The 17,492-nt window shown below is 76.6% G+C and carries 19 protein-coding genes; 6 read left to right on the forward strand and 13 right to left on the reverse strand.

What is annotated here, in order from left to right:
* The first annotated feature begins 77 nt into the window (after positions 1 to 77).
* Positions 78 to 431 (forward strand): anti-sigma factor antagonist, encoded by a 354-nt coding sequence (locus ABZS80_RS31375; protein WP_151464755.1) that lies wholly within the window; start codon positions 78 to 80, stop codon positions 429 to 431.
* A gap of 51 nt (positions 432 to 482) precedes the next feature.
* Here ABZS80_RS31375 and ABZS80_RS31380 read toward each other — a convergent pair whose 3' ends face one another.
* From ABZS80_RS31380 to ABZS80_RS31415, 8 genes are all read right to left on the reverse strand, one after another.
* Positions 483 to 851 carry an FKBP-type peptidyl-prolyl cis-trans isomerase gene (locus tag ABZS80_RS31380; protein WP_151464754.1) on the reverse strand — a complete coding sequence of 123 codons (369 nt, stop codon included), beginning with the start codon at positions 849 to 851 and terminating at the stop codon, positions 483 to 485.
* A 192-nt stretch (positions 852 to 1,043) separates the two neighbouring features.
* Positions 1,044 to 1,760 carry a helical backbone metal receptor gene (locus ABZS80_RS31385; RefSeq protein WP_355061556.1) on the reverse strand — a complete coding sequence of 239 codons (717 nt, stop codon included), beginning with the start codon at positions 1,758 to 1,760 and terminating at the stop codon, positions 1,044 to 1,046.
* Positions 1,761 to 1,829: 69 nt separating this feature from the next.
* The gene (locus ABZS80_RS31390; protein WP_355061558.1) at positions 1,830 to 2,381 is read right to left on the reverse strand and encodes a hypothetical protein; all 552 of its coding nucleotides are present in this window, start codon (positions 2,379 to 2,381) and stop codon (positions 1,830 to 1,832) included.
* Positions 2,378 to 2,896: a hypothetical protein gene (locus ABZS80_RS31395; RefSeq protein WP_355061560.1), complete on the reverse strand. Its 519-nt coding sequence runs from the start codon at positions 2,894 to 2,896 to the stop codon at positions 2,378 to 2,380. The genes ABZS80_RS31390 and ABZS80_RS31395 overlap by 4 nt, the downstream gene beginning before the upstream one ends.
* Positions 2,897 to 2,924: 28 nt before the next feature.
* Positions 2,925 to 3,299, reverse strand: a complete 375-nt coding sequence (locus tag ABZS80_RS31400) for an Asp23/Gls24 family envelope stress response protein (protein ID WP_355061562.1) — start codon at positions 3,297 to 3,299, stop codon at positions 2,925 to 2,927.
* A gap of 12 nt (positions 3,300 to 3,311) precedes the next feature.
* Complete coding sequence (locus ABZS80_RS31405; RefSeq protein WP_355061564.1) at positions 3,312 to 3,500, reverse strand: hypothetical protein; 189 nt, start codon at positions 3,498 to 3,500, stop codon at positions 3,312 to 3,314.
* A 69-nt stretch (positions 3,501 to 3,569) separates the two neighbouring features.
* Positions 3,570 to 4,649, reverse strand: a complete 1,080-nt coding sequence (locus ABZS80_RS31410; protein WP_355061566.1) for a DICT sensory domain-containing protein — start codon at positions 4,647 to 4,649, stop codon at positions 3,570 to 3,572.
* Between the two features lie 10 nt (positions 4,650 to 4,659).
* The gene (locus tag ABZS80_RS31415) at positions 4,660 to 5,271 is read right to left on the reverse strand and encodes a GNAT family N-acetyltransferase (protein WP_355061568.1); all 612 of its coding nucleotides are present in this window, start codon (positions 5,269 to 5,271) and stop codon (positions 4,660 to 4,662) included.
* Between the two features lie 121 nt (positions 5,272 to 5,392).
* Here ABZS80_RS31415 and ABZS80_RS31420 point away from each other — a divergent pair, with 121 nt between their 5' ends.
* Positions 5,393 to 6,259, forward strand: coding sequence for a hypothetical protein (locus ABZS80_RS31420; RefSeq protein ID WP_355061570.1), 867 nt, complete (start codon positions 5,393 to 5,395; stop codon positions 6,257 to 6,259).
* Positions 6,260 to 6,526: 267 nt separating this feature from the next.
* Entirely contained in the window at positions 6,527 to 7,894 is a 1,368-nt protein-coding gene (locus ABZS80_RS31425; RefSeq protein ID WP_355061572.1) for a hypothetical protein, read from the forward strand.
* A gap of 85 nt (positions 7,895 to 7,979) precedes the next feature.
* Here the strand turns inward: ABZS80_RS31425 and ABZS80_RS31430 are convergent, their stop codons facing one another.
* The gene (locus ABZS80_RS31430; RefSeq protein WP_355061574.1) at positions 7,980 to 8,837 is read right to left on the reverse strand and encodes a hypothetical protein; all 858 of its coding nucleotides are present in this window, start codon (positions 8,835 to 8,837) and stop codon (positions 7,980 to 7,982) included.
* 172 nt (positions 8,838 to 9,009) lie between these two features.
* A complete protein-coding gene (locus tag ABZS80_RS31435; protein ID WP_151460526.1) occupies positions 9,010 to 9,357 on the reverse strand; it encodes an Lsr2 family protein in 348 nt (115 codons plus the stop codon).
* Between the two features lie 245 nt (positions 9,358 to 9,602).
* Here ABZS80_RS31435 and lon point away from each other — a divergent pair, with 245 nt between their 5' ends.
* Positions 9,603 to 11,939: an endopeptidase La gene (lon, locus tag ABZS80_RS31440; RefSeq protein ID WP_355061576.1), complete on the forward strand. Its 2,337-nt coding sequence runs from the start codon at positions 9,603 to 9,605 to the stop codon at positions 11,937 to 11,939.
* Positions 11,940 to 11,993: 54 nt separating this feature from the next.
* On the opposite strand, the gene ABZS80_RS31445 is transcribed toward lon, so the two are convergent.
* Both ABZS80_RS31445 and ABZS80_RS31450 read right to left on the reverse strand, forming a co-directional pair.
* Positions 11,994 to 13,799 (reverse strand): DEAD/DEAH box helicase, encoded by a 1,806-nt coding sequence (locus tag ABZS80_RS31445; RefSeq protein ID WP_355061578.1) that lies wholly within the window; start codon positions 13,797 to 13,799, stop codon positions 11,994 to 11,996.
* Positions 13,800 to 13,904: 105 nt separating this feature from the next.
* Complete coding sequence (locus tag ABZS80_RS31450; protein WP_355061580.1) at positions 13,905 to 14,732, reverse strand: hypothetical protein; 828 nt, start codon at positions 14,730 to 14,732, stop codon at positions 13,905 to 13,907.
* A 133-nt stretch (positions 14,733 to 14,865) separates the two neighbouring features.
* Between ABZS80_RS31450 and ABZS80_RS31455 the strand changes: the two genes are divergently transcribed.
* Together ABZS80_RS31455 and ABZS80_RS31460 are read left to right on the forward strand one after the other, a co-directional pair.
* Positions 14,866 to 16,008: a histidine kinase gene (locus ABZS80_RS31455; protein ID WP_355061582.1), complete on the forward strand. Its 1,143-nt coding sequence runs from the start codon at positions 14,866 to 14,868 to the stop codon at positions 16,006 to 16,008.
* Positions 16,005 to 16,610 carry a response regulator transcription factor gene (locus tag ABZS80_RS31460; protein ID WP_355061584.1) on the forward strand — a complete coding sequence of 202 codons (606 nt, stop codon included), beginning with the start codon at positions 16,005 to 16,007 and terminating at the stop codon, positions 16,608 to 16,610. The genes ABZS80_RS31455 and ABZS80_RS31460 overlap by 4 nt, the downstream gene beginning before the upstream one ends.
* Before the next feature lie 80 nt (positions 16,611 to 16,690).
* Here ABZS80_RS31460 and ABZS80_RS31465 read toward each other — a convergent pair whose 3' ends face one another.
* Positions 16,691 to 17,431 (reverse strand): helix-turn-helix domain-containing protein, encoded by a 741-nt coding sequence (locus ABZS80_RS31465; RefSeq protein ID WP_355061586.1) that lies wholly within the window; start codon positions 17,429 to 17,431, stop codon positions 16,691 to 16,693.
* Between the last annotated feature and the right edge of the window lie 61 nt (positions 17,432 to 17,492).

Genomic DNA, 17,492 nt, shown 5'->3' on the forward strand with positions numbered 1-17,492 from the left:
GGTCGCACCCGGGACGTACCCGGAACCCCGCCCGTGAGCGGCCGGAACTGTCGGTGGTGGGGGATAGGTTCGGGGACATGCGAGAGGGCGGCGACCGGTTCCACGTGGCGACGAGCGTCAGCGACCACGTGGTGGACGTGCGGGCGGTGGGCGAAATCGACATCGCCACCGTGGCGGCGTTCCGGGCTGCGCTCTGGGCCGCGCCGGCACGGCCGGTGCTGCGGCTGGACCTGTCCGGCGTGCGCCTGCTGTCCGCCGCCGGGGTGCGCGCGCTGGTCGCCGCCCACCTGCGGGTGCGGGCCCGCGGCGGCGAGCTGGTGCTGGTCGACCCCGACCCGGTGGTCGCCCGGGTGCTGCGGGCCACCGGCCTGCACCGGGTGCTGCCGATCCGCGAGTCGGCCCGCGATCTGGTCACCTGCGCCGCGGCCTGACGCCGCAGGGCCGCCGGCGCGCCGCCGACGGCCCTGCCACACGGTCTCCGGTCAGCGCACGCCGACCAGGTCCACCACGAAGACCAGCGTCTCGTTCGGCTTGATCGCGCCGCCGGCGCCCCGGGCGCCGTAGCCCAGGTGCGGCGGGATGGTCAGCCGGCGCCGGCCGCCGACCTTCATGCCGACCACGCCCTGGTCCCAGCCGGCGATGACCTGGCCGCCGCCCAGCGGGAACTCGAACGTGTCACCCCGGTTCCACGACGCGTCGAACTCGCGGCCGGTCGAGTGGGCCACGCCCACGTAGTGCACGTTGGCCAGCTGGCCGGGTCGGGCCTCCGGGCCGTCGCCGACCGTGATGTCCTCGATGACGAGATCGGCGGGCGGGGCGCCCTCGATCGGGCCAACCTCGGGCTTCTCCATGAGCGGGTCTCCTCGGTGCTGACAGGTGCGGTCCCCGTCGATCCTGCCGGATCGCGGCCGGCCGATACGCGTCGGTCCCCGTTACGGCGTGGCGGCGGGGACCGGTGGGCGGCACGGGAGTGGCGGGCGCGGCTCTCCGGACCGGCGCCCTGGTCCGGTGTCGACACGGCCCGGTCGGCGCCGGCGGCTCGTTCAGGTGTCCGTGGCGAGCTGGGCGGCGAGCAGGGCGGGGGCCTCGGCGAGCGACGGCCCGTACCAGGTGAGGTGCCGGCCGGAGACCAGCGCGGCCGGCACGCCGGGGAACGCCTCCGGCCCGTCGTCGGCGGTGAACCGGTAGGGCTCGTCCGGCAGCACCACGAGCTCCGGTTCCCGGGTGCGCAGCTCGTCGAGGCCGGGCCGGGGGTAGCGCTCCGGGTGGTCGGCGTACCGGTTGGTGACGCCGAGCCGCAGCAGCACGTCACCGGCGAAGGTGTCCCGGCCGAGCACCACCCAGGGGCGCCGCCACACCGGCACCACCGCCGCCCGTCGCGTGGCCGGCGCGGGCGGCGCGGCCCAGGCCCGGCGCGCGGCTCGCAGCCAGTCCGGCTCGGCGGGCACGCCGAGCGCGGCGACCAGCTCGCCGAGCTGGGTCAGCGCCTCCGGCACGGTACGGGGAAAGGTGACCCGCACCGGCACGCCGGCCGCCCGCAGCGCGTCCGCGTCGGCGAGGCGGTTCTCCTCCTCGTTGAGCAGCACCAGATCGGGCTCGAGCGCGCGCACCCGGTCCAGGTCCGGATACTTGCTCCCGCCGACCCGGGCGACGTCCAGCCCGGCCGGGTGGGTGCACCAGTCGGTGGCGCCCACCAGCACCTCGGGGCGGGTCAGCGCCACCGCCTCGGTCAACGACGGCACCAGCGACACCACCCGCACGACGGCTCCCTCCCTCGCCCCGGCCCATCGTCGCCCATCGACGGTCGTCCGTGCGGGGGCCGGTAGCGGTCAGCCGCTGGTCTCGTCCACCAGCGCCGTCACGTCCAGGTGGGCGGGGCGGCAGCCCACCGTGGCGGCGAACCGGCGTACCGCCGCGTCGACGTGCGCGCGGGCCGCCCCGATCCCGGCGGACGGGGCCAGGCGCACCTCGACCCACACGTCCGGGCCGGTAACCGGGCCGGTGAGGACGACCCGCGCCCGGCGGACGCCCGGCGCCCGCAGCAGATCGCGTTCCAGCGCGCCGGTCAGCACACCGCTCGCCACCCGGGTGCGGCCGGCGCCGTCGCCGCGGTGCGCAAGCGTGCCGCCGAGCCGGTCCGGGACCCGCCGCGCGGCGGCGAGCAGCCGCTGCCCGAGCAGGGCGAGCAGCAGCCCGCCCACGGCCACGGCGAGGCCGCTCCACGGCGCGCCGGCCCGCCACCAGCTCACCGGCCCGGCCCCGACCAGCGGCACGCCACCGCCGGGCAGCCGGCCCGCCCCGACCGCCCACGCCGTGCCGCCCGCCGCCACGAGCAGCAGGGCGAGGACGGTCCACAGCAGCCGGTGGGCGGCGTTGCTCACGGCGTCCGCCGGGCGGGGACGAGCCGGACCTCGATGGGGCCGCGGCGGGGCGCGGTCAGCCGGTCCAGTTCCCGGCGCAGCGCGAACTCGACGTCGGCTCGGGCGGCCGGGTCGCCGGTGGCGGTCACCCGGGGCCGCCAGGCGTCCCCGCGCCGGCGGACGCGGACCCGGGCCCGGCGGACGCTCGGCACCGACCGGACCGCCCGGGCCAGCCGCCGCTCCACCGAGCGGCGGTGCAGGTGCCAGCCGTCGTCGTCGGTGAGCCGCAGCCGGGTCGGCCGCCACCGGCGCAGCTCGGCGCCGAGCACCACGAGGCCGAGGAGGGTGACGGCGGCGGCGACGCCGCGCACCGGCGCGTCCGCCCAGCGGGCCGTGGTCAGCGTGGCCGACCACCCGGACGGCAGGGGACCGGGGCGGCCCAGTGCGGCGAGCAGCCCCGCGACGGCCACCAGCACCCCGCCGCCCAGCAGGGCCACGGCGAGCAGCAGGGTGGCGGCCCGGTTCACCGTGCGCACGGTCCACTCCGCTCGCCCCCGGTGGCGTTCATGTCGCCTCCCGCGGGTCCGCTGCCCGCTGCCGGTCGCGGTCGTCCCGGTCGACGCTCGTCGGCTCGCCGGGCAGGCGCAGGTCGACCACCGTGAGGGTGACCGCCTCGACGGTCAGGCCGGTGTGCGCCTCGATCCGGGCGGCCACCCGGCGGCGGACCGCCTCGGCCACCGCGGTCAGCGGCGCGCCGTGCGTGACCACCACGTCCAGGTCGACCCGGACGGCGCCGCCGTCGACGCGCACCGTGGCCACCGGGCCGGTGACGGACGGGGTGCGGCGCGCCGCGTCCTCGGCGAGCGCGGCGGTCCGCTCCTCCGACCAGGTGGCCGGCGCGCGCGGGGCGGTGGCGCGCCGGGGCAGGGTGCCGGTCATCGTGAACCCGCCTCAGCGACGCCGGTCGGCGGTGGCCCGGTCGGCGAGCCCGGGCAGGCTGACGTCCCCGTCGCGCACCCGGACCAGCAGCCACCCGACCAGGCCGGCCACGGTCGCGGCGGCCGCCGCCCCCGCGCCGCCCAGCGCCCAGACCGCGACCACCAGGAAGCCGGCCAGGAAGCCGAACTGCCCGCGCGTCATGCCCCACCCCCGCTCCGCCTCGATCCGGACCGGCGGGGCGTACCCGTTTCCGGGCCGGGCATGCGGCGGTCAGCCGGCGGGGACGGGCACGCGCTCCGAGGGCAGCGAGGCCACGGGCACGCCCTCGCGCACCGCCCACTCCACCGCGTGCCGCAGGTCGGCGACCGGCAGTGGCCGCCGGGCGGTCACGGTGACCGCCGCGTGCACCGCGTACGCGACGAACGGGTACGAGTGGGCCAACCCGCCCACCGCCTCGTGCAGCCGGCCCACCACGGCGAGCGCCGCCGCCTCGTCCCGCCCGGGCAGGATCAGCTGGAACTCGTTGTCGGCGAGGCGGACCGCCCGGTCGACCGGGCTCAGCACGCTGGTGACCGCCGCGAGCACGGCCTGGCCCTCCCGGGCGGCCCCGCGGCGGCCGAAGCGTTCCGGCGCGCCGGCCGGCTCGTCCACCCGGAGGCCGACCAGCGCCACCGGCAGGGTGCCCGAGGCGGTCACCCCGTCCATGCCGGTCCACCGTCGCAGCCCCGGCTCGTCGAGCAGGCCGTCGGCCGGCTCGACCGGGTGCGCCCGCTCGCCCCGCCGGGCCAGCAGCCGCAGCGCCGCCTCGGCGCGGGACTCGCCGGGGCCGGCCGGGATGTCCCGGACCCGCGCCACCGCCTGCTCCAGCGCCGTCCGCGCCGGCCCGGGCAGCCGCCCGTCGAGCTGTTCCCACAGCCGGAGCACGTCGTGCAGCGCCTCGTCCCGGCGGAAGCCCCAGCGCCCGTCGAAGAGGCGGCCGGCTTCGAGGGTCTCCGCCGGCGCCACCTCGGCCCGGTCGTACGCCACCAGGCTCGCCCCGAAGCGCGGCGTCAGCGCCACCACGCTCCACTCCCGGGCCAGGTCCTCGGCGTCCTCGAGCAGCACCGGGTACGCCCCGGCGGGCAGGTCCGGCGGGGGCCCGCCGACCATCCCGACCACGGTCACCGCGGCCCGGGCGGCGATCCGCCGGTAGACGGCGCTTTCCCGGGCGAAGTACGGCGGCCGCTGGAAGAGGGCGAACACGACCAGCGGTCCGTCCTCGGCCTCGGCCAGCGCGGCCCGTTCGATGGCGTGGGAGACGGCGACGAGGCCGCGTTTGGTCAGCCGCTCCGGGGTCCGTCCGCTGTGCACCCGGCCGAGCCTAGAGGCCCGGAACCCGCCGCGCACCGGACGACGGGTCGGTATCGGTGGCCGGCCGGCGGGCGGCCCACTCCGCGCGGGTCAGCGCGTACTCCACCTCGCCGTGCTCGGAGCCGGGGATCGCCTCCGGCCAGTCCTGGTGGAACGTCCGCCGGTACGCCAGCCCCGCCTTCGCCATGACCCGGCGGGACCCGGTGTTGACCGCCATCGTGGTCGCCACCACCCGTTCCACGCCGAGCGCCGTGAAGCCGTGCTCGACCAGGGCCCGCGCGCCCTCGGTGGCGTATCCGGCGCCCCAGGCGGCCCGGCGCAGCCGGTAGCCCAGCTCCACCTCGCGCGGGTCGCCGTCGCGCAGCGGGCGGAACTCGAACCAGCCGAGGAAGTCCCCGTCGGCCCGCCGTTCCGCCGCCCACCAGCCGAGCCCGGGCGGCCGGCGGTACGCGGCCAGCATGGCGGGCAGCACCCGGTCGCGGATCTCGCCGGCCGGGGTGGGCCGCCCGCCGGTCAGGTAGCGCATCACCGCCGGGTCGCCGTCCAGCTCGGTCAGGAGCGGGGCGTCGTCCGGGGTGAACTCGCGCAGCACCAGCCGTCCGGTCGCCAGGAGGATCGCCATCGGGCGATTCCACCGGCCGGGGCCGGACCGGGCAACCGGATTCCGCCGCACCGCCGAGGCGGCCGCCATGATCGACGCCCTAGACTCGGGCGTCGACCGAGCGACGGATGGATCTGGCGAGATGACGAGCACCGGCAGCGTGGCCACCTCCTGGCTGCGTCCGATCCCGCCCGGGGTCGCGCCGCAGCTCGTCCGCGCCGGCCACGTGGCGTACGCGGCCCGGCGGCTCGGTGAGCTGGTGCAGGGCCGGCCGCCGGGCGTCACCGGGCACCAGTGGAGCACCGCCGGGCGGGAGGGCCTCGACCAGGTCGTCTGCGCCGCCGACACCGGCCTGCCGCTGTTCGCCGTGCAGTTCGCGCCGGCCGCTCCCGCCGGGTCGCCGGCCCGCCGGGCCGAACGGATGACCAGCGCGGTCTGCGCCGCGGTCGGGCTGCCGCTGCTGCGGGTCGAGTCGCCGACGTTGCGCGCGCCCGAGCATGCCCGCCGCCTCGTCGAGTACGTCATCGACGCACGCGACTACGCCGCCGGCACCGACCCGGGCAGCGGCGACGCGGTCGGCTTCCGGGACATCGTCGGCCGGCTTCCCGACGGCCGGCGCGGGCCGGTCAACGACCTCGGAGCGTTGGCCCGGGCCGCCGCCGTCGACGCGTACGTGGAGCGCCGGCTCGCCGACCCGATCGTCCGCGGGCTGCACGTGCGGTGGACGGACGGGCCGGCCGAGGGCTGGGGCTGGGTCGAGGTGCGGCCCGGCCGGTGCCTGGTCGAGCGGGTGCACCTGGTTGCCCAGCGCTTCTCCTGCGGGGTGGACCCGGGCCGGCTGGCCGAGGACCTGGCCGCTGTGGCGATCGGGGAGCGGATGCGTGACCTGGACGCCGCCGACCCGTCCCTGGTGGACCGGGACGAGGTACGCGGGCAGATCCGGCGGCTGGCCGCACGGCGCGACGAGTTCGTGGGCGGCTTCGCCTTCGACCACCTCTGCGCCGACTGACCCGGCGTCGCGGGGCCGCGTCCGGCCGCCCCGGAAATCTCCGCGAATTCTCCCGATCCCCGGTTGAACCTTCGACGTCCTCGCTCCGTACCTAAGCGGGAATGGACGCAGATCTTCCCCGCCGCGCCGGACGGCGCGGGGACGGTGCGGAAAGGGCATCGTCGGTCATCGACGTGCGACCGGAACGTCGCAGTGATCCTCACCCCGAAATTCATCGGTCCGCCGGGGTCACCAGTCAACTACCGGATCGAGAAGGAGAGCAATTCGATGCGCAGGTCCACACGGGCGCGCCGGTCATCCGGTAACCCCCGGAGCAAGCGTCTGCTGGCCGTGGTCGGCACGCTCGCGGTCTTCGGCGGAATCGTCGCCGTCACCCAGATCTCGTCCGCCCAGGACCGGCGGACCACCGTCCGCGCCGCCTCGGCGTCCTGCGTGGCCCCGAGCCCGGGTGCCACCGCGCCGGACGGCCGCGGCAGCACCACCCGGACCTGGCAGAACGGCCGCTGGGTGCGCAACCACTGGGGTGACGGGCAGATGTCGTCCGCCGAGTGCCAGCAGACCAAGGGTGGCGGCGCGGGCGCCGGGACGCCCACCGTGGCCTGCCCGGATGTGCGGAGCAAGCTGCCGCAGGTGCCCCAGCAGGCGCGCGCCGAGGTGGACCGCAACCTCGCCCTGCTGGACAGTCAGATCGCCGAGGCCAACCGGCGGCTGGCGGCCGACGGCGCCCGCAACGGCGGCAGCTTCATCAACAACGCCATCCTGCGGCCGCTCGCCGAGAAGCGGACCGCGACGTTGAACCGGATCGCGACGGCCATCGGCCGGGTCGCCCAGCGCCCGCAGGGCCTGGACCAGCTGGCCCAGTGCGCCATCGCCGACAACGCCCAGAACGGCGGCCAGAACGGCGGCGGCCAGAACGGCGGCGGCAACAACGGCGGGCAGACCGGCGCGCCGAGCAGCACGCCGACCGGCGGTGACAACGGTGGGCAGAACGGCGGCAACAACGGCGGCCAGAACGGTGGCAACAACGGTGGCAACAACGGTGGCCAGAACGGCGGCAACAACGGCGGCAACAACGGCGGCAACAACGGCCTGAACGTGCTCGCCAAGGACTGCACGGACAGCCAGCTCCAGGCGCACGACGGTTTCCAGAACGGCAACCGCTGCGTGAGCACCGCGTTCGGTGAGGTCGGCTCCGCGGCCAACAACCCCTCGCTGCTCATCACGGAGTTCCCGAACCGGGTCCAGCGCAACCAGCCGTTCACCCTCCAGGTCAGCACCCGGAACCTGATCCGTGACCGGTTCCTCGCCGCCGGCCAGGGTGGCTACTACGTCGAGAGCTCGCTGCTCAACGACCAGGGTCTGGTCCGCGGGCACTTCCACACCGCCTGCCGGATGCTGCAGACCACCCAGGCGGCGCCGTCGAACCCGCAGGACGTTCCGGCGTTCTTCGTGGCGACCGAGGACGGCGGCGGCAGCAACCAGGCCGACCAGGTGACCATCCAGGTCCCCGGTCTGCCCCAGTCGGGCCTCGCGCAGTGCGCGGTCTGGGCCGGTGACGGCTCGCACCGCATCCCGATGATGGAGCGGGCGAACCAGACCCCCGCCATCGACGTGGTGCGGATCCGCGTCAACTGAGCACCCACGGCCGGAGCCGCCAAGGGGGTACGCCCCGGGCGGCTCCGGCTGTTCCGTGCGTGCCCTCCCGCGTGGGTGGCCGGCCTCAGCAGCCGCCGGCCGGCCCGGTCGCCGCGCCGATCTCGAAGCCGCCCAGGTCGGTGCAGTGCACGACCGTGGCGTCGTCCGGTTTCGGCGCGGCGGGGCCGGCCGGGCTGTCGGCCTCAGCCCGTCGCACGCGGCGGACGACCTCGGCCGGCCCGCCGTCGGAAAGCAGCCCCAGCACGCCGGCCCAGTCGGTCAGCGCGTACGGGCTCACGAGGCGGCTGGCGCCGTTGCTGAGCAGTGCGACGCCGTCCAGGTCGCGCAGGGGCCGGCTGCCGGTCACGGCCTCCTCCGCCGCGTGCGGGTCGTCCTTGGCGATCCAGTAGCCGCCCGGCTGGTTCCGGCGGGCGCGCAGCGCCCGGGCGCAGGAGGCGCGGACGCGGTCGTACTCCGGTGTGCCCTCGGGAACACCCGCCAGGGGTGCGGAGCAGATGCGCCGGGCCGTGACCTCGCGCTCGTCCGTGACGACCTGCGGGCCGCCGCCGACCCGGTCGAGGACGAGGAAGGAGTCGGCGAGCAGGAGGTGGTCCAGTCGGCCCCGGTGGGCGCGGACGATCGCCACGGTCGCCTGCGGGCTGGCCGGGTTGGTGAGGTCGCAGGTGCCCCGGTGCTCGGCGGCGATCTCGTCGATCGCGGCGGCGAGGATCGCCGCGAGGTCCCGGCCGTCGCCGCGCGACAGCCGGCCGAGCAGCGCGCCGCCGAGCCGGTGGGTGTACCAGGCGACACCGTGGGAGCAGATCGACTCCGTCCCCGGGATGCCGGCGCCGTCGAGCAGCACCGCGGCGCCGGGAACGGCGCCGGCGAAGTCCTCGTTCGGCCGGCCGGCCGTGCCGGCGCTGGTCGCCATGCTGACGTGCACCGATGGGCTCCCGGGTCGGGGAGTGTCGGCCCTGGGGAGGGCCGGCGCGGGACGACGTTGGCTGCCGGGACACCCCACCCGGCTGAAAATTGTTAACGCCGGGAAAAGCCGACCGGGGTCGCGCCGATTTCTCAGCGTGACCCCGGGATGCCCGACGGTGAACCGGGAGGGTTCAGCGGTTCTTGTAGGCCTCCACCACCGAGACGGGGATGCGGCCCCGCTCAGAAATCTCGTAGCCGTTCTTGACGGCCCATTCCCGGATGGCGCGGTTCTGCTCGCGGTCCATTCCCGAGGTGCTCGGGCGGGCGCCCGCACGCGTGGCGCGACCGGCCTCCACCGGGCCGCGCCCGATCCGTCGGCCAGCGCTGATGTACGGGTCCAGCGCCTTGCGCAGGACGCCGGCGTTCTCGTCGGAGACGTCGATCGTGTACGCCACGCCGTCCAGGCTGAACTCGACGGTCCGATCGGCCTTTCCGCCGTCGAGGTCGTCGGTCAGAACGGTGATTACTTTCCTTGCCATCGCCATTACTCCCTGTGTCGGGCGGGGTGTGGCTATGAGTTTGACGTATCTCGTGGCAATTTCGCAACAATACCCGTCCTTCGCCATTCGGCGGGTCGGGTTATCCGCGCGCCGCCAAATGCGTCTTCGCGCGCGTGACGGGTCTGCCGGCACGGCGGGAGTGGCGTGGGTCACAAGCCGGAACAAGGGAGACGGTTTGTTACTTGAGCCTGACACGCTCAACCCAACGCGATAGCAGGTGTTCGATGGCAACTCTTCCGGTACTTCCCCTGACCGACGCCGTCCTGCTGCCCGGCATGGTCATCCCGGTGACCCTCGACCCGACCACCCAGGCCGCGGTCGACGCGGCCCGCGCCAGCGGCGACAAGAGGCTGCTGGCCGTGCCCCGCCTCGACGGCGAGTACGGCTCGGTCGGCGTGATCGCCACCATCGAGAAGGTGGGTCGGCTGCCCAGCGGCGAACCGGCCGCCGTGGTCCGCGGCCTCGCCCGGGCCCGGATCGGCTCCGGCGTGCCCGGACCGGGCGCCGCCCTCTGGGTCGAGGCGACCACCCTCGACGAACCCGCCCCGGCCGGCCGGGCCCGGGACCTCGCCCGCGAGTACCGCGCGCTGATGACCTCGGTGCTGCAGGAGCGCGGCGCGTGGCAGGTCATCGACGCCATGGAGCGGATGACCGACCTCTCCGAGCTGGCCGACGCGGCCGGCTACGCGCCCTGGCTGACCCTGGCGCAGAAGACCGAGCTGCTCGCCGCCCCGGACGTCACCGCCCGGCTGGAGCTGCTGGTCGGTTGGGTGAAGGACCACCTGGCCGAGCAGGAGGTCACCGAGCGGATCAACAGCGACGTCCGCGAGGGGCTGGAGAAGTCGCAGCGCGAGTTCCTGCTCCGCCAGCAGCTCGCCGCGATCCGCAAGGAACTCGGCGAGGACGAGCCGGACGGCTCCGCCGACTACCGCTCGCGGGTGGAGTCGGCCGACCTGCCCGAGAAGGTGCGCGAGGCGGCCCTGCGCGAGGTCGGCAAGCTGGAGCGGGCCAGTGACGCCTCACCGGAGGCGGGCTGGATCCGGACCTGGCTGGACACCGTCCTCGAGATGCCGTGGAGCACGCGTACCCAGGACAACACCGACCTGGCCGCGGCGCGTGCGGTGCTCGACGCCGACCACGCCGGCCTGGCCGACGTGAAGGACCGCATCCTGGAATACCTGGCGGTGCGCAACCGGCGCGCCGAGCGCAACCTCGGCGTGGTCGGCGGCCGCGGCTCGGGTGCGGTCCTCGCCCTGGCCGGCCCGCCCGGCGTCGGCAAGACCAGCCTTGGTGAGTCCGTCGCGCGGGCGCTCGGCCGCACCTTCGTCCGGGTCTCCCTCGGCGGCGTCCGCGACGAGGCGGAGATCCGCGGCCACCGGCGCACCTACGTCGGCGCGCTGCCCGGCCGGATCGTCCGCGCGCTGCGCGAGGCCGGCTCGATGAACCCCGTGGTGCTCCTCGACGAGGTCGACAAGCTGGGCGTCGGCTACTCCGGCGACCCGGCCGCGGCCCTGCTCGAGGTGCTCGACCCGGCGCAGAACCACACCTTCCGGGACCACTACCTGGAGGTCGACCTCGACCTGTCCGACGTGCTCTTCCTGGCCACCGCCAACGTGGTGGACAGCATCCCCGGCCCGCTGCTGGACCGGATGGAGCTCGTCACCCTGGACGGCTACACCGAGGACGAGAAGGTGGCCATCGCCCGGGACCACCTGCTGCCCCGGCAGCGGGAGCGGGCCGGACTGACCGCCGAGGAGGTCACCGTCACCGACGGCGCGCTGGCGCTGATCGCCGGGGAGTACACCCGGGAGGCCGGCGTCCGGCAGCTCGAACGGGCCCTGGCGAAGATCCTGCGCAAGGTCACCGTGGCGCTGGCGTCCGACCCGGCGCCGGTCCGCGTCGACACCGACAACCTCGCCCGCTACCTGGGCCGGCCCAAGTTCACCCCGGAGTCGGCCGAGCGGACGGCGGTGCCCGGCGTGGCCACCGGCCTGGCGGTCACCGGCGCCGGCGGCGACGTGCTCTTCATCGAGGCGACCAGCATGGAGGGCGAGCCGGGACTGACGCTCACCGGTCAGCTCGGCGACGTCATGAAGGAGTCGGCGCACATCGCGCTGTCCTACCTGCGCTCCAACGGGCGACGCCTCGGCATCGACCCGAACGTCCTCGCCGGGCGGCGGATCCACGTGCACTTCCCGGCGGGCGCGGTGCCCAAGGACGGCCCCAGCGCCGGCATCACCATGGTCACCGCGCTGGCGTCGCTGGTGACCGGCCGGCCGGTGCGCCCCGAGTTCGGGATGACCGGCGAGGTCACCCTCTCCGGCCGGGTGCTGCCCATCGGCGGCGTGAAGCAGAAGCTGCTCGCCGCCCACCGGGCCGGCCTGACCGAGGTGATCATCCCGAAGCGCAACGAGCCCGACCTGGACGACCTGCCCGCCGAGGTCCGCGAGGCGCTGACCGTCCACACCCTCGCCGACGTGGCCGACGTGCTCGCCCTGGCGCTGCGCCCGACCGACGTCGACGCGGAGACGCTGGGCGGCCAGCCGCTCGCCGCGGCCTGACCACCCGACACGCCGAGGCCCCCGGTCCACCTGGACCGGGGGCCTCGGCCGTGCTCACCAGCGGTCCCGGCGCTCCCGCCGCTCGCCGCCGTCGCCGTCCCGGCCGCGGCGCTCCCGGCGGTCACCGTCGAAGCGGCGCTCGCCGCCGCCGTCGCCGTCCCGGTCCCGGCGCACCGTGGCCTTGCGGCCCTTGATGGTGCTGCCCCGCAGCCCCTGGATCACCTCGTCGGCGACCCCGTACGGGACCTCGACCAGGGAGAACCGGTCGGCGATCTCGATCGAGCCGATGTCCCGGCCGTTGACCCCGGTCTCCCCGGTGATCGCCCCGACCAGGTCCTGCGGGCGCACCCCGGCGCGCCGGCCCAGACCGATGAAGACCTGTGTGGTGCCGCCGGAGCGGGGACGTGCACCGCCGCCGCCGCGCCGGTCCCGGGCGTCGAACCCGGGTCGGGGCTCGCGGGACGGGCGGACGGCGACCTGCGGGATCTCCTCCTCCTCGTCGGCCGTGCCGGGCAGGGTGGCCTCGTGGGCCAGCCGCACCGCGGCCAGCGCGACCTCCACGAGGTCGAACTCGTCGGTCAGCGACTCGACGATCGCCCGGAACGGCTCCAGGTCGTCCTCCAGCAGCGACTCCCGCAGCGCCGCCTGGGTCAGCTCCAGCCGCCGGGTCCGCAGGTCGGCCACCGTGGGGATCTTGTCGACCGCGATCCGCTGGCCGGTGACCCGCTCGATGGTCTTGAGCATCCGGTGCTCGCGCGGCTCGGCCAGGGTGATGGCCACGCCCTCCCGGCCGGCCCGGCCCACCCGGCCGATCCGGTGCACGTACGACTCGGGGGCCGACGGGACGTCGTAGTTGACCACGTGGGTGAGCTGCTCCACGTCCAGCCCGCGGGCCGCCACGTCGGTGGCGACCAGCAGGTCGGCGGTGCCCGACCGCAGCCGGCCCATCACCCGGTCGCGCTGCTCCTGGCTCATCCCGCCGTGCAGCGCCTCGGCCCGGTAGCCCCGGCCGTTCATCGTCTCGGTGAGCCGGTCGACCTCCTCGCGGCTGCGGCAGAACACGATGGCCGCGGTGGGCGACTCCACGTCCAGCACCCGGCCCAGGGCGGCCGGCTTGTGCGCCCGCGCGACGATGTACGCGCTCTGCCGCACCCGCGGGGCCTCGCCCGCGACCGGCCGCTCGCGCTCGATCTGGATGCGCACCGGGTCGGTCAGGTGCTGGCGGGCCAGCCCGTCGATCCGGGCCGGCATGGTGGCCGAGAAGAGCACGGTCTGCCGGCCGGCCGGGGCGTGCTCCAGGATCGCCTCGATGTCCTCGGCGAAGCCCATGTCGAGCATCTCGTCGGCCTCGTCGAGCACCACCGTGGTCAGGCCGCCCAGCCGCAGGGTGCCCCGGGCGATGTGGTCCAGCGCCCGGCCCGGCGTCGCCACCACCACGTCCACGCCGGCGTCGAGGGCGCGCAGCTGCCGGCCGATCGGCTGGCCGCCGTAGATCGGCAGCACCCGGGCGCCCAGGTCCTTGCCGTAGCGGTGGAACGCCTCGGAGACCTGTACCGCCAGCTCGCGGGTCGGCACCAGCACCAGCGACACCGGGTCCCCGCCGGAGCGGTCGTCGGGCATCCGCTGCAGCAGCGGCAGGGCGAACGCGGCGGTCTTGCCGGTGCCGGTCGCGGCCTGCCCCAGCAGATCCTGGCCGGCGAGCAGCGGCGGGATCGCCTCCCGCTGGATCGGGGTCGGCTCCTCGTAGCCGAGGACGGCGAGCGCGTTCAGCAGCTCGGTGCGCAGCCCGAGGTCCGTGAAGGCGACGGCCTCGTCCTCGGCGGGTTGGGCGGGATCGGTCGGGGTTGGTGCGGAACTCATGGGGCAAGCTTTTCATCACCGCCGCCCGGCCGTCGCGGCGACCGCCGCAAACCGTCGTCCCCGCCACGTCGAGGGTGATCCGGCCGGCCCCGTAACCCGGCCGGATCACCCGGACAGGACGGCCAGCAGGGTGGTCGCCCCCACGGCGACGTCCAGCACGGCGCACCACTCCGCGTACCCCTGGGGCACGACGCGGCCGGTGCGGTGGTGCGCCACGTCCCAGGCGGCGTGCCCGAGCCAGCCGAGGCCCACCAGCACGCCGGCCAGGCCGTCCGGCCCGAGCAGGGCGGCCCCCGCCAGGCCGCCCCAGCCGGCCAGCCCGGCGAGCTGCCACGCCACGGTCCGGCGGTCGCCCCACTGCCGCCGCCAGGTGCCGATGAGCAGGTAGCCGGCGGGCAGCACCAGCAGCGTCCACGGGGAGAACACGGTCGGCGCGACCCAGAGGTCCACGGTCATCAGCAGGGCCAACCCGGTCGGCCACCGGCGCGCCACCGCCGCGGCCACCGGATGGCGGCGGGCCGGCGCCGGATGCGCGTGCCGGTGCCGCAGCGCCACCAGCGCCATCGCCGGCAGCATCAGCAGGTGGCCGCCGAGCATCAGCGCGTCGTCCCCGACCAGCCCGGCCCACCAGGGTGGGAGCAGCAGCAGGAACGGGACGTACATGACGGCCACCATCTCGGCCGTGGCGGCCCATCCGTGGCCCCGGTGCCACATCCAGGCCGCCATGCCCAGGCCCATGTCCGTCGCCATCACCAGCGCGCCGACATCCGCCCGGGCCAGCGCGTCCGCGCCGCCCAGCAGCGCCGTGCCGGCCCGCCACAGCGGGCCGAGCAGCAGCATGCCGACCACCATCGCCACGACCATCCCGGCCAGGTGGCCGGCCAGTCGTCGGGCGTCCGCCCGCAGGGGTACGCGTACCGTCGTCTCCGTCATGCCCCGAGCCTGCCGGCGCCCCGCGCGCGGAACCATGCGCGTCCGTCACCGGAAAGCCGTGCGCCGTGCACGGGTGCGGCGTGACATTCCGCAGGGGTGAACCGGGCGGCCGGCGGCCCTAGGATCGGCGGACATGACGGTCGACGCGGCGGACCGCCGGCTGCGGCGGGCCCGGCAGCTCACGCTGCTGTCGCTGGCCACGAACGTCGGGACCACCCTGCTGCTGCCGTGCGTCGGGCTGGCCCGGGAGCCGGAGCCGCGGCGGGTGGCGCTCGGCGTGCTCGGGCTCGCCGGCTTCACCGCCGCCCAGGCGTCGGTGCTGCACGCGGCGGTCACCCCGTGGCTCGCCGGGCGGGCCCGGCGCCGCCGGCACGCCGCGCTGGCGGTGGCCGCCCTGCTCAGCCTGCCGCTGGTCGGCCCGGTCGCAGCCGGCGCCTGGCCCACCTGGGCATGGCTGGGCGCGTCCCTGGTCGGCATGTCCCCGCTGCTGTTCCGGCCGCTGCCCGCCCTGCTGGCGGCGGCGGGGGTGCTCGGCGCCGCCGCGGCCGTGACGCTGGCGACCGGCGGGCCGCTGCCCACCGCCCTCCTCGTGACCGGTGGTGTCGGCGCCGGCGTCGCCGCGGTCACCTGGCTCCAGGTCTGGTTCTGGGACCTGGTCGTCGAGGCCCGGCAGGGGCAGGCCGCCCGGGCCCGGCTCGCCGCCGCCGAGGAGCGGCTGCGCTTCGCCCGCGACGTCCACGACCTGCTGGGCCACGACCTCACCGTGATCGCGCTCAAGGCCGAACTCGCCGAGCGGCTCGCACCCGTCGACGCCGCCCGGGCGGGGCGGGAGGCCGCCGAGGTGCGCCGGCTGGCCGGGTCGGCCCTGACCCGGGTACGCGAGGCCGTGCACGGTTACCGCGCGGTCGACCTGGCCGAACAGCTGGCCGCGGTGGGGGAGGTGCTGCGGTCCAGCGGGGTGCGCTGCACGGTGGTGCCACCGGCCGGCGAGCTGCCCGCGCCGGTCGCCGCCGACCTGGCCGCCGTGCTGCGGGAGGCCGGGACGAACGTGCTGCGGCACAGCCGGGCCGACTGGTGCCGGATCGAACTCACCCGGGAGGACGGCCTCGTGACCATGACCGTACGCAACGACGGCGCCGGCGGCGCCGGCCCGGACGCGCTCAGCGGCGGGCTGCGCGGGCTGGCCGACCGCCTCGCACCGGCCGGGGGCAGCGTCCGGGCGTACGCCGAGGACGGGGTGTTCCACCTGGTGGCGACCGTGCCGGTGGCGTCGTGATCCGGGTGCTGCTGGCCGACGACGAGGAGCTGATCCGCCTCGCCCTCGCGGCCCTGCTCGACCTGGAGCCCGACCTGGAGGTGGTGGCGCACGCCGCCGACGGCCGGGCCGCCCTGGCCGCCGCGCTGGCCCACCGGCCCGACGTCGCCGTGCTGGACCTGGAGATGCCGCCGCCCGGCGGGGTCCAGGTGGCCGCCGAGCTGGCCCGCGTGCTGCCCGGGTGCGCCACGGTGATCCTCACCGGGCACGGCCGGCCCGCCCACCTCCGGCCGGCGCTGACCGCGGGCGCCCGCGGGTTCCTCGCCAAGGGCGCGCCCGGGGGTGCGCTGGCCGACGTGATCCGCCGGGTGCACGCCGGCGCCCGGTACGTCGACCCGGCCCTCGCCGCCGACGCGCTGACCCTGCCGGAGTGCCCGCTCACGCCGCGGGAGCTGGAGACGCTGCGCCTCGCCGAGCTGGGCACCCCGGTGGCCGTGATCGCCCGGCGGACCCACCTGGCGGCCGGCACGGTCCGCAACCACCTGGCCGCGTGCGTGCAGAAGCTCGGCGCCGCCGACCGGGCCGCGGCGGTCCGGCGGGCCCGCGAGGCGGGCTGGCTCTGAACCCCGGGCCCGAGCGAGGTGACGGCATCGCATCGGCGGGAGCAACCGCCGGCCCGCCGAGCCGCCGGCGACGGGAGGGGTCAGGCGCGGGCGGGGCCGGTGTCGCGCGAGGGCGGGGCCAGGGCGGCGGGATCGAGCGCGAGGGCGGCGGCCAGGGCGGGGCGGCCGGCCGGGGTGAGGCGGACCGCCCGGCCGGCACCCCGGGCGGTCCAGCCGGCGTCGAGGAAGTGCCGGCACAGGGCGGCGCCGAGCGCGCCAGCCAGGTGGGGGCGGCGCTCGGTCCAGTCCAGGCAGTCCCGGACCAGTGGCCGCCGGCCGGCGCGCAGCGGCTCGACGGGCACCCCGAGGTCGGTCAGCCAGCTGATCCCGGCCGGGGTGAGCGCCAGGCCGCCGGCGCGGTCGAGCACGCCCCGGGCCAGCAGGGCGTCGTGCACCAGCACGCCGAGCCGGCCGGCCAGGTGGTCGTAGCAGGTCCGGGCGTACGCGAGGGACGCCTGGGCGGACGCGGCGCGCAGCGTGCGGGGCGGGGCCGCCGGGGCGGGCGCCCGGCCGGCCAGGTCCTCGATGAGCTGGGCCACCGACGGGTCGGCGAGGCGGACGTAGCGGTGCCGGCCCTGCCGTTCCTCGGCCAGCAGCCCGCCCCGGACCAGGCGGGTGAGGTGGTCGCTCGCGGTGGACGGGGCCACCCCGGCGGACCGGGCCAGTTCGCCGGCCGTCCAGGCCCGCCCGTCGAGCAGGGCGAGACAGAAGCCGGCCCGGGTCGGGTCGGCGAGCAGCGCGGCGAGCCCGGCCAGGGTGCGGCCGTCGGTGCGGGTGGTCATGCGGGCAATGCTGGCACGGGAATTGTTCGGTCCCCACCGACGCGTGCGCGTCGCCCTTTAC

Origin of the sequence: Micromonospora sp. NPDC005305, from assembly GCF_040607315.1 — a bacterium.
GTDB lineage: Bacteria > Actinomycetota > Actinomycetes > Mycobacteriales > Micromonosporaceae > Micromonospora.

Excerpts from the sequence above, each read along its gene's own strand:
- ABZS80_RS31380 (WP_151464754.1), bottom strand. The coding sequence starts at position 851 with ATGGAGAAGCCCGAGGTTGGCCCGATCGAGGGCGCCCCGCCCGCCGAT.
- ABZS80_RS31465 (WP_355061586.1), bottom strand. The coding sequence starts at position 17,431 with ATGACCACCCGCACCGACGGCCGCACCCTGGCCGGGCTCGCCGCGCTG.
- ABZS80_RS31400 (WP_355061562.1), bottom strand. The coding sequence starts at position 3,299 with ATGACCGGCACCCTGCCCCGGCGCGCCACCGCCCCGCGCGCGCCGGCC.
- ABZS80_RS31435 (WP_151460526.1), bottom strand. The coding sequence starts at position 9,357 with ATGGCAAGGAAAGTAATCACCGTTCTGACCGACGACCTCGACGGCGGA.
- ABZS80_RS31455 (WP_355061582.1), top strand. The coding sequence starts at position 14,866 with ATGACGGTCGACGCGGCGGACCGCCGGCTGCGGCGGGCCCGGCAGCTC.
- ABZS80_RS31415 (WP_355061568.1), bottom strand. The coding sequence starts at position 5,271 with ATGGCGATCCTCCTGGCGACCGGACGGCTGGTGCTGCGCGAGTTCACC.
- lon (WP_355061576.1), top strand. The coding sequence starts at position 9,603 with ATGGCAACTCTTCCGGTACTTCCCCTGACCGACGCCGTCCTGCTGCCC.
- ABZS80_RS31445 (WP_355061578.1), bottom strand. The coding sequence starts at position 13,799 with ATGAGTTCCGCACCAACCCCGACCGATCCCGCCCAACCCGCCGAGGAC.
- ABZS80_RS31420 (WP_355061570.1), top strand. The coding sequence starts at position 5,393 with ATGACGAGCACCGGCAGCGTGGCCACCTCCTGGCTGCGTCCGATCCCG.
- ABZS80_RS31375 (WP_151464755.1), top strand. The coding sequence starts at position 78 with ATGCGAGAGGGCGGCGACCGGTTCCACGTGGCGACGAGCGTCAGCGAC.
- ABZS80_RS31450 (WP_355061580.1), bottom strand. The coding sequence starts at position 14,732 with ATGACGGAGACGACGGTACGCGTACCCCTGCGGGCGGACGCCCGACGA.
- ABZS80_RS31425 (WP_355061572.1), top strand. The coding sequence starts at position 6,527 with ATGCGCAGGTCCACACGGGCGCGCCGGTCATCCGGTAACCCCCGGAGC.
- ABZS80_RS31405 (WP_355061564.1), bottom strand. The coding sequence starts at position 3,500 with ATGACGCGCGGGCAGTTCGGCTTCCTGGCCGGCTTCCTGGTGGTCGCG.